Raw genomic sequence first — 8,355 nt, 5'->3', positions numbered from 1 at the left:
TACGCCCAAACCGCGTAAGCAATGATCTCGCGGGGGTAGCGGAAGCCTTTCAGGCGCAGCATATGGGTCGGAATGTTCATGGGACCGACATAGCTTGATCAAACCCGGCCAACAACTTGGCAATACCGGACGCAGCACTAAAAATACATGACACCTCAGGAGGGCCAGACCACCCTGAACCCTTGATGAGTGGTGGCACTGTCAGGTGATGTGCCTGAGCGCGCCGCGATCCTATAACGAAAGCAATAGGATTGATGACACAGGAACGAACCGCCTTTGGAGAGCTTGTACCCCTTCATGCCTGCCAGTCTTTGGCGCACATGTTTCTTGAGCGATTTGATACGGTAGGGCTCGGCGGTCCATTCCCAGACATTGCCCACCACGTTGTATAGACCAAAGCCGTTCGGTTCGTAGTGTCGGGCCGGCGCTGTGGTGATGAACCCGTCCTTGGCTGTGTTCACCTCGGGAAAGCGGCCTTGCCAGATATTGCAAGGTTGGAAATCGGTATCATTGGGTTCTTGATTGCCCCATGGAAATTTCACATCACCCTTGCCGCCACGGGCCGCAAGCTCCCATTCCGCTTCACTTGGAAGTCGCCCGCCAACCCATTGCGCGTAGGCCTGCGCATCATTCCATGAGATTTGAACCACCGGATGATCTTCATGCCAAGCTTGCGCTTTTGTGCCCGGCCCGTTTATGTCGCGCCAGTTGGCCCCGTCCACACGGCGCCACCACTCGACCTCCGCAACACCTTGGGTCGCGCCAACGCTGTCCGGCACTTGCGCCCAGAAAACAAATGACCAGCCGAAACGTTCGGCTTCGGTCACATAACCAGTGGCGTCGATGAATTCAGAAAACTGGGCGTTGGTGACTGTGGTTGCGCCAATCCTGAACGATTTGACGCGCGTTTCGCGCACTGGATCTTCGCCATCCTCAGGAATTTCTGGCGTCCGTGTGCCGACCAAAGCCTTTGCACCCGAAATCACAATGGCATCCGGCGCCACGCGTAGAGCAGCCGATTTGACCACTTCCGCGGTTGTTGGAGGATCTGAATGCGTTGATCGGGCTGGCGCGCAACAGCTTTTACGAGCTTGAATAATGGTCATATGACACCTTAAGAAATCGGCTATCCTTTGCCAATGTGGTTCGTGCGCCCTGTCAGTATTCCGGCAACTGTCACCGTCAAGATGATACGGAAGAGATGGTGCGTTGTGACCAACACAGGTGTCACGCCAAGGCTGAGCGCCACAAGGCTCATCTCGGTTACCCCCCCCGGAGCAAAGCTGATCAGCAGTGCCTCAAATGTCATAGGAACCGCTCGTTCGAGCAGCAATGCAAAACCCGAAGCGATAGCGAGGGTCGCGCCAACAGACAAAACACCAAGAGAAAATGCAGACAAAAGTCGTCTTGGGGTGGAGCGGGCAAAATTCGAGCCAAGCGCGGAGCCGACCACCAATTGTGCAACACTGACCAGCATGTCAGGGCCATTCAAATCAATAACGCCGGTGGCCTGAAAGATAGCCGTCAAAACCAAAGGGCCTATTAAAGGACCGGCAGGAAGTTTTAGTAAAGAGCCGAGCATAATGCCGATTGGCACCAAGACAGAAAACAGCATCCAATCCTGCCACTCAGCGGCGGCCCTTTCCAGCGTTTTTCCGGCTGCACTGCCGACGATTTCATCCGTGAACAACTGAAAAAGCAGGGGTACCGAAACAATCACCAAGACGATTCTAACAAAATGCTGGAGGCTGAGCGCCTCCACATCACCGCCCGCTTTTTCACCCAGTGAAACCGCTTCGATCAGGCCACCGGGCATGGCAGCGTATTTCGCCGTGACGCTGTCAAACCCACCGATCCGACGGAATATTCCAAAGTTGACGATTTGCGCAATTGCTAAAAATAACACCATGGCGGGCAAAGTGATGGCAAGGTCAGAAGCGGCGTTCAGCGCATCAGCGTTGAAAGTCGTTCCGATCATAATGCCAATGACGGCGATGAAGACATGGCGCAGACGGGCCGGAAACCACAGCCGTTCACCAGTGCGGGAAAATGTAGTCAGTGAAACTGTTGCCGACATCGCCATGCTGCCAAGCAGGAAAGGGATCGGCAATCCGAGCCACTGCGCCAGCAATGCGCCAACCGTCCCCGACCCGAGGATCACGGCCAATTGTAGATATTTCTTCATAGCCATTTCAGTGTTGCCTGCTGGGTGAAAGGCCACGGCGGACACCCCCTGCGCCGCTCATATCCATTGGGGTGCGTGCATCGTTTTTCTTTGATCGGTTTACGCATGTCGCTATTGCCTGATATTTGCCAATGCATCTCGCTCTATCCACAACTACAAACGTGGCCGTCACATACGCATACGTGGCACTTTGTTCGGGTCAAGTTTCAGGTCCACAATAATTGGCCCTGTCCGAGCGTGGATTGCTTTGATCGCAACTTCAAGCTCTGCGGGCGACGTCACTTCCACGCCTTGTCCGCCAAGGGATTTGGATACATCTGCGAAACAAGGCCATTCAAATTCGGTGAGCGCTGGATCCATGTCCCGATCCAACATCTGAATATGCTCGGCGCCATAGGCTGAATCGTTGCAGATAATCACAATAAGATCACAGCCCGTTCGCACAGCAGTGTTGAACTCGTTCGCGCCGCCCATCATGAAACCTCCGTCCCCCATAAAGAGAACAACTGGCCGGGACGGATCGCCATGGGCCGCGCCAATCGCTTGCTGCATGCCTTGTCCAATAGCTGCAAAGTTATCGCTCATATGGAAACTATTGGGATCGGGCACGCCCACACGGCACCAAACTTCTGTAATATAGCGCCCCCCATCTGTGAGCATGATCCGGTTCTCAGGCAGTGTCTCGTTCAAACGATCAAGAGCATATTCAAGGTTGATGCGTCCATCGGAGGACGCCTCTGGATTTCCCTTCGGGTGTGCTGCAATATCGTGCGCAGGCAGTTCCTTGGCAAATCCCGAGGGAACCACCTCTGCTTCGTCCATCCAATACAGAATGTTGTCAGCGGTTTGGCCAGAATCCGCGATCAGGACCGCATCAGGCTGGTAGAAGGTGCCTATGTCGGACTGACTGTTGTTAACTTGGATAACGCGCTTTCCTTTTAGCAACGCGCCACGATCTGTCGTCAGGAAATGCATCCATGCACCAAAGGCAATGATGCAATCGGCAGCCCCGATAACGTCAAGGGCTTCAGAAGTGCTCAAAGTGCCGAAGTAGCCAATATTGTTGGGGTGACCTGCGAACAAGCCGGTGCCCTTCAACGTTGTTGCCAGCGGTGCCTCCAATCTTTCGGCGAGCGCGATTAACTTGTCCTTGGCCCCGACTGCGCCCGCTCCAGCAAGGATCAAAGGCCGCTTTGCGGAAGCTATCATTCCTATGGCTTCTTCATGAACGGGGCCTTCGGTTATGACAGTCGCGGCTTCGTGAAATGGGAAGATAACTGTCTCATACTCCACTTCTGACCACATGAAATCAGAGGGGATATTCACAACAATGGGTCGTCTTTCCTTGCGGGCGCGGTAGAATGCAGTCGCGACATCCCGTGCAGCCGTTTCGGGAGATTTCACCTGCTCGAACCCTGCACCAGTGGCTTTTACGACCTCGCGCTGGTCAATATTCTGGGGATGAAACGGGGCTGTCACAGGCGTATCACCGCACAAAAGGACCATAGACCGACGGGCAACCACGCCTTCCCTAAGGGCCGTAAAGCAATTTGTCAGGCCCGGGCCTTGGGTCACTGTCGCAACGCCGACGTTTCCAGTGACTTGCGTGTAGGCCTGAGCCATCAGAACTGTGCCGCCCTCGTGGGCTGCAGGAACCATCGTTCCACCGCATCCGTTAACAAAGTGGTTTGCCATGAAAAGGTTGGCGTCGCCCACCAAGCCAAACATGGTCTCAATGCCATGATCGCGCACGGACTGTGCGATGGATTGGTGCATATACATTTTTTTATCTGACATCTTCTTGTTCCTAGAAAAGGATGAACTGTGTCGCGCGGTACGCTCAGTTTCACCTGAAAACTTCACTTTGAGTGTGGCTGCTAATTTGGCGTTTTGTTGGTAATGCTCTGCCGAACTATTGAAAAATTGCACCAGATCGTAAGCAGCGCTTTAACTTGAATCTAGGCGTGCGAATGCCGCCGCAACCTCTGTTTCGTCCCAGAACCCGACCAGAATACCCCGTCTGATCTCCGGTTTCCGCTCCTCAATAAAGGCTCCGGTCTGCGTGATGCGGGCGGAAGTGCCATAGGCCCATTCCATGACGCGCGCTTGCATACGGGCACGCTGCGCCTCAAAGGCCGGATCTGTTCCTAGGTCGTTGAGTTCCTGTGGGTCTGTGTCCAAGTCAAACAAGATTGGGCGCTGACCGGGGCAATAAACGTATTTCCAACGTCCGTCGAACGCCATCACCATCCGACAGTTTGACATCGGTTGCCCAAGTTTGGTGCGCGCCGCAGTACGGGAGTAATCGGCCTCGCTAAAGGCACAATCACGCCAGTCAACATCTTGGCCATGCAGCAACGGCATCAGTGATCGGCCCTCAAGGATATGCGATTGCATCTCGCCTCCCATGAAATCCACAATCGTGGGAACAAGATCAATCGCTTCGGTGAGCCGTGCGTCAACACTGCCGCGGTTAGCGTCCGCTTCGGCCGAAGGGTCGATCACAATCAGTGGCACCTTAACAGAGGCATCGTGGAAGAACAGTTTTTCGCCCATCCAGTGATCCCCCAGATAATCGCCATGATCTGAGGTGAAAATGATCAGTGTATCGTCCAGCTTGCCGCTCTTTTCCATCCACGCCATCAACCGCCCGATGTGGTCATCAATCTGTGTGATTAGCCCCATGTAAGTGGCGATCACTTGCGCGCGGTGATCTTCCCTTTTGTAGGCGGTGGAGTAACGCACTTCCGTATTGATGGCATGCACCGGATGCGCCTTTTCGCGCTCTGCCTCGGATCGGACGGGTGGGATGACATCGGCCGCACTATACATTTTGTGATAAGGCGCAGGGGCGACGATCGGCCAATGTGGCTTGATATAACTCAGATGCAAACACCAAGGCGCATCGCCGGCTTGATCCATAAACTCAATCGCACGATTGGTGCTGTAGGCGGTCTCGGAATGCTCTTCGGGAATGCGGGCAGGCAAATGACAGTTCTCATTGAGCCACCCGTTTTTGATCGCACCATCCGTATCAACAACAGAGGCCGCCCAATCCTGCCATGGGCTGATCCCATCAAACCCATTTTTCTTGAGATAATCATTATAGTGGCTTGGCATCCTGATACCTGGAGGATGCAACCCGTCCAGTCTATCCCAAACTTCAAAACCGCCTTCGGCGATGTGCTTGCCTTTTGCGCTTGCCGGATCAATGCCGAGCCGCGCCATCCCCTCTATGTCAGCTCGCATATGGGTCTTGCCGCACAGCACCGCCCTGCCCCCAAAGGTTTGGAGATGATCCCCCATCGTCCACTCACCAACACGCAATGGAACGTTGTTATAATCCGCTCCATGACTGCGCACATATCGGCTTGTATAGGTGCTCATCCGGCTTGGCCCACAGATGGGTGATTGCACATAACAGCGCTCAAACCGCACGCCCTTCGCAGCCAAAGCGTCAATATTTGGCGTGCGAATTGTCGGATGGCCCGCACATCCAAGGTAGTCGGCACGCAGCTGGTCGCACATGATGAAGAGTACATTTTTGGTCATATCAGTCTTTCAGTGATTTCAGATCAATAAGGCTGCGCGCGCCTATTTGGATCATGTTATTTTCAAGATCGCCGCGAAGGATGTCATAGGCGTGATCGGCCCCGATCGCGCCAAGAGCACTCACGGCATACAGAAATCCACGCCCAAGGAAGCAAAAATCCGCGCCGAGTGACAAGGCACGCAGAATATCGAGCCCGCCGCGAATACCGCTGTCAAACAGAAGAGGCACGCGGCCTGCGACCTTTTCCGCGATAGCTGGTAAAGCCTCAATCGCGGCGGGCGCGCCATCAAACTGCCGTCCACCATGGTTCGAAACCCAAACTGCGTCAGCGCCGTGCGCGATAGCCGCATCTGCATCCGCCGGATCCATCAGACCCTTCAGCACCAAATTGCCATCCCAAGCCGCACGAATTCGGTCGAAATAATCCCAATCGGGGCGACCATCAACGATGTTACCTATCAACTTTGCGCCTTCGCTCATCTGATCAGCAGGGAAATAAGCTTCGAGCGTTTTGAAACGCGGCTGCCCATGTTTCAAAGTCGCCAGCGCCCAGAACGGGCGTTTAGCCACGCGCCACAAGGTTGCGGGGTCCATCTTGGGTGGCACTGTCAGACCTGCCGCAAGTTGGCGTTCGCGACGACTGCCAACGGGAACATCTACCGTAATAATCAGCGTTTTGATACCCGCCGCTTTGCTGCGTTTCAGCAAGTCATCCAACACATCGGCTTCTTTAGGGCAATAGATTTGCATCCACGCATTGGTCTCCGCGCGTTTTGCCACCTCTTCGGGGGTTTCATTGGCGACCATGCTCAGCCCGTATGGGATATTCTTGGTGCGTGCCATGTCGGCCAAAGCCAGTTCCGCTCCCGGCCACATCAATCCGGACATGCCGACGGGCGCAATCCCAAACGGTGCTGAAAACTCCGCCCCCAGAAGGGTGCATTTGATGTCAGGCGTATACCGCCCGCCCATGACGCGAGGCATCAGGTGAACGGCATCCAAGGCAACACGGTTGCGATCAACCAGACGTTCCATGCCTGTGCCGCTGTCCAGATACTCCCAAGCAAAATGCGGGATACGTTTGCGCGCCCGCTCTGCAAGGTGCCAGATCGACGGAAATTGATTTGCGTTATCCATCGGTCAAGCAGGCCCCACTGGAACGCGGTTCGGACCGATATCATCGGGGCGTGCGGCCAGATATCCTTCCAACACCTTGCGTCGGTCGGCGTAGCTTGGGTTTTCGAACACATTCACCATTTCATGGGGGTCGTTGGTCAAATCGTACATCTCGCCATCCCCAGAGCGCATATCCATCGTCAGCTTGTCGGACTTGGTTCGCACGCCGCGCAAGGACAGCGCGACACCCACGCGGTTTGGCAAAAGCTCCCATTCGCACATGGCAAAATCGCGGGTCTCTCCCGTGCCATCAAAGAAGGGACGCAAGCTCTGCCCATGCTGGACCTGCTCTGCCTCAACCCCCGCCAGATCAAACATCGTTGGCCCGACATCCATATTGGAAACCGGTTCATCCACTACCTGACCCGCAGGCACATTGGGGCCTTTGACCAACAACGGAATCCGCAGCAGGCCTTCGTACAGCATGGGCCCCTTCAACACGAGACCATGATCACCCAGCCAATCGCCGTGATCGGCAGAGTAGATGACATAGGTGTTCTCATTCAAACCCGCCTCACGCAGCGTGCTCATGATGCGTCCGATATGGTGGTCGATCAACGCGATCTGGCCGTAGGTATTGGCGATGATCTCTCGCAACTGATCGTCGGTCTGTTGTTCGATCCGCGAATAGGCCTGCCGTATCTTGATCGATTCCGGATCACCCTGCGGTGTGTTTTCAAGCGCGGCCCTATGCCACCACGGGCGGTTTTCCAGATCGCGGGTCCGGTGTTCGGGCAGGTCCACATCCTTTGGGTCGTGTAGGTAGGACCACGGTTCGGGGCAGTCAAAGGGATGATGCGGATCGGGAAAGCTGATCCAAGTCATGAACGGTTTATCAGTGTCACGCCCGTGGTTGATCCACTCAATCGCGCGGTCCGCTGTCCAAGGCGTGTTATGATAGGCCAAAGGGAGCTGACTGTGCCACGTTTGCGCAGCACCCTTAGTGTCGCGCCCGCTCTGTTTGTAAAGCGCGTTCAATTCGTCGCCGCGCCCTGACCCGTAATAGAACCGCTCAAAATGCTGTCCACGCGGGGGCTTTTGTGGCGTGAACCAGTTGTGGCCGTGGATCATCGTCTCGACATGCTGAAAGCCCATGTAAGGCCCGTACCAATCGTCTGCGTAGTCTTCGGACGACAGCACGCTTTCCGGGGTCCCCGTCTTGTGGCGTGCGTCATAGCTGGAAAAATGCGCCTTGCCGAAATAGGCCGTCTCATAGCCTTGCGCACCTAAAGTGCCGGCAAACCCTTTTTCACCCACCTCTGGATCAAGATCGATCCCGTTGTCATGCACGCCATTTGTCCGACACAGCTGCCCCGTCAGGATCGATGCCCGAGACGGTTGGCACACGGGTGAAGGACAAATCGCTGATGTAAACCGCGTCCCCTCGGATGCCAGTTGATCCAGATGCGGCGTGCGCACTTTGCGACCCTCGACGCCCAAG

Annotated in this window: 6 protein-coding genes and 1 pseudogene; all 7 read right to left on the bottom strand. The window is 55.2% G+C overall.

The features are described 5' to 3' along the window. Positions 1–80: pseudogene (locus ABF287_RS05595) on the bottom strand (IS6 family transposase); the annotation flags it as partial. Positions 81–155: 75 nt separating this feature from the next. Continuing rightward, positions 156–1,106, bottom strand: coding sequence for a formylglycine-generating enzyme family protein (locus ABF287_RS05590; RefSeq protein WP_347184030.1), 951 nt, complete (start codon positions 1,104–1,106; stop codon positions 156–158). A gap of 20 nt (positions 1,107–1,126) precedes the next feature. Further along, positions 1,127–2,185 carry an AbrB family transcriptional regulator gene (locus ABF287_RS05585; RefSeq protein ID WP_347184029.1) on the bottom strand — a complete coding sequence of 353 codons (1,059 nt, stop codon included), beginning with the start codon at positions 2,183–2,185 and terminating at the stop codon, positions 1,127–1,129. 168 nt (positions 2,186–2,353) lie between these two features. Next, complete coding sequence (locus tag ABF287_RS05580; RefSeq protein WP_347184028.1) at positions 2,354–3,982, bottom strand: thiamine pyrophosphate-binding protein; 1,629 nt, start codon at positions 3,980–3,982, stop codon at positions 2,354–2,356. Positions 3,983–4,132: 150 nt separating this feature from the next. Further along, on the bottom strand, positions 4,133–5,737 hold the full coding sequence (locus tag ABF287_RS05575) for an alkaline phosphatase family protein (protein ID WP_347184027.1): 1,605 nt from the start codon (positions 5,735–5,737) through the stop codon (positions 4,133–4,135). A 1-nt stretch (position 5,738) separates the two neighbouring features. After that, positions 5,739–6,875 (bottom strand): alpha-hydroxy acid oxidase, encoded by a 1,137-nt coding sequence (locus ABF287_RS05570; protein WP_347184026.1) that lies wholly within the window; start codon positions 6,873–6,875, stop codon positions 5,739–5,741. Positions 6,876–6,878: 3 nt separating this feature from the next. Further along, the coding region (locus tag ABF287_RS05565; protein WP_347184025.1) for a sulfatase-like hydrolase/transferase at positions 6,879–8,355 on the bottom strand (1,477 nt) is incomplete at its 5' end.

The organism is Pacificibacter sp. (assembly GCF_039769035.1).
Lineage (GTDB): Bacteria > Pseudomonadota > Alphaproteobacteria > Rhodobacterales > Rhodobacteraceae > Celeribacter.
This window is presented reverse-complemented; position numbering and strand designations above follow the sequence as displayed.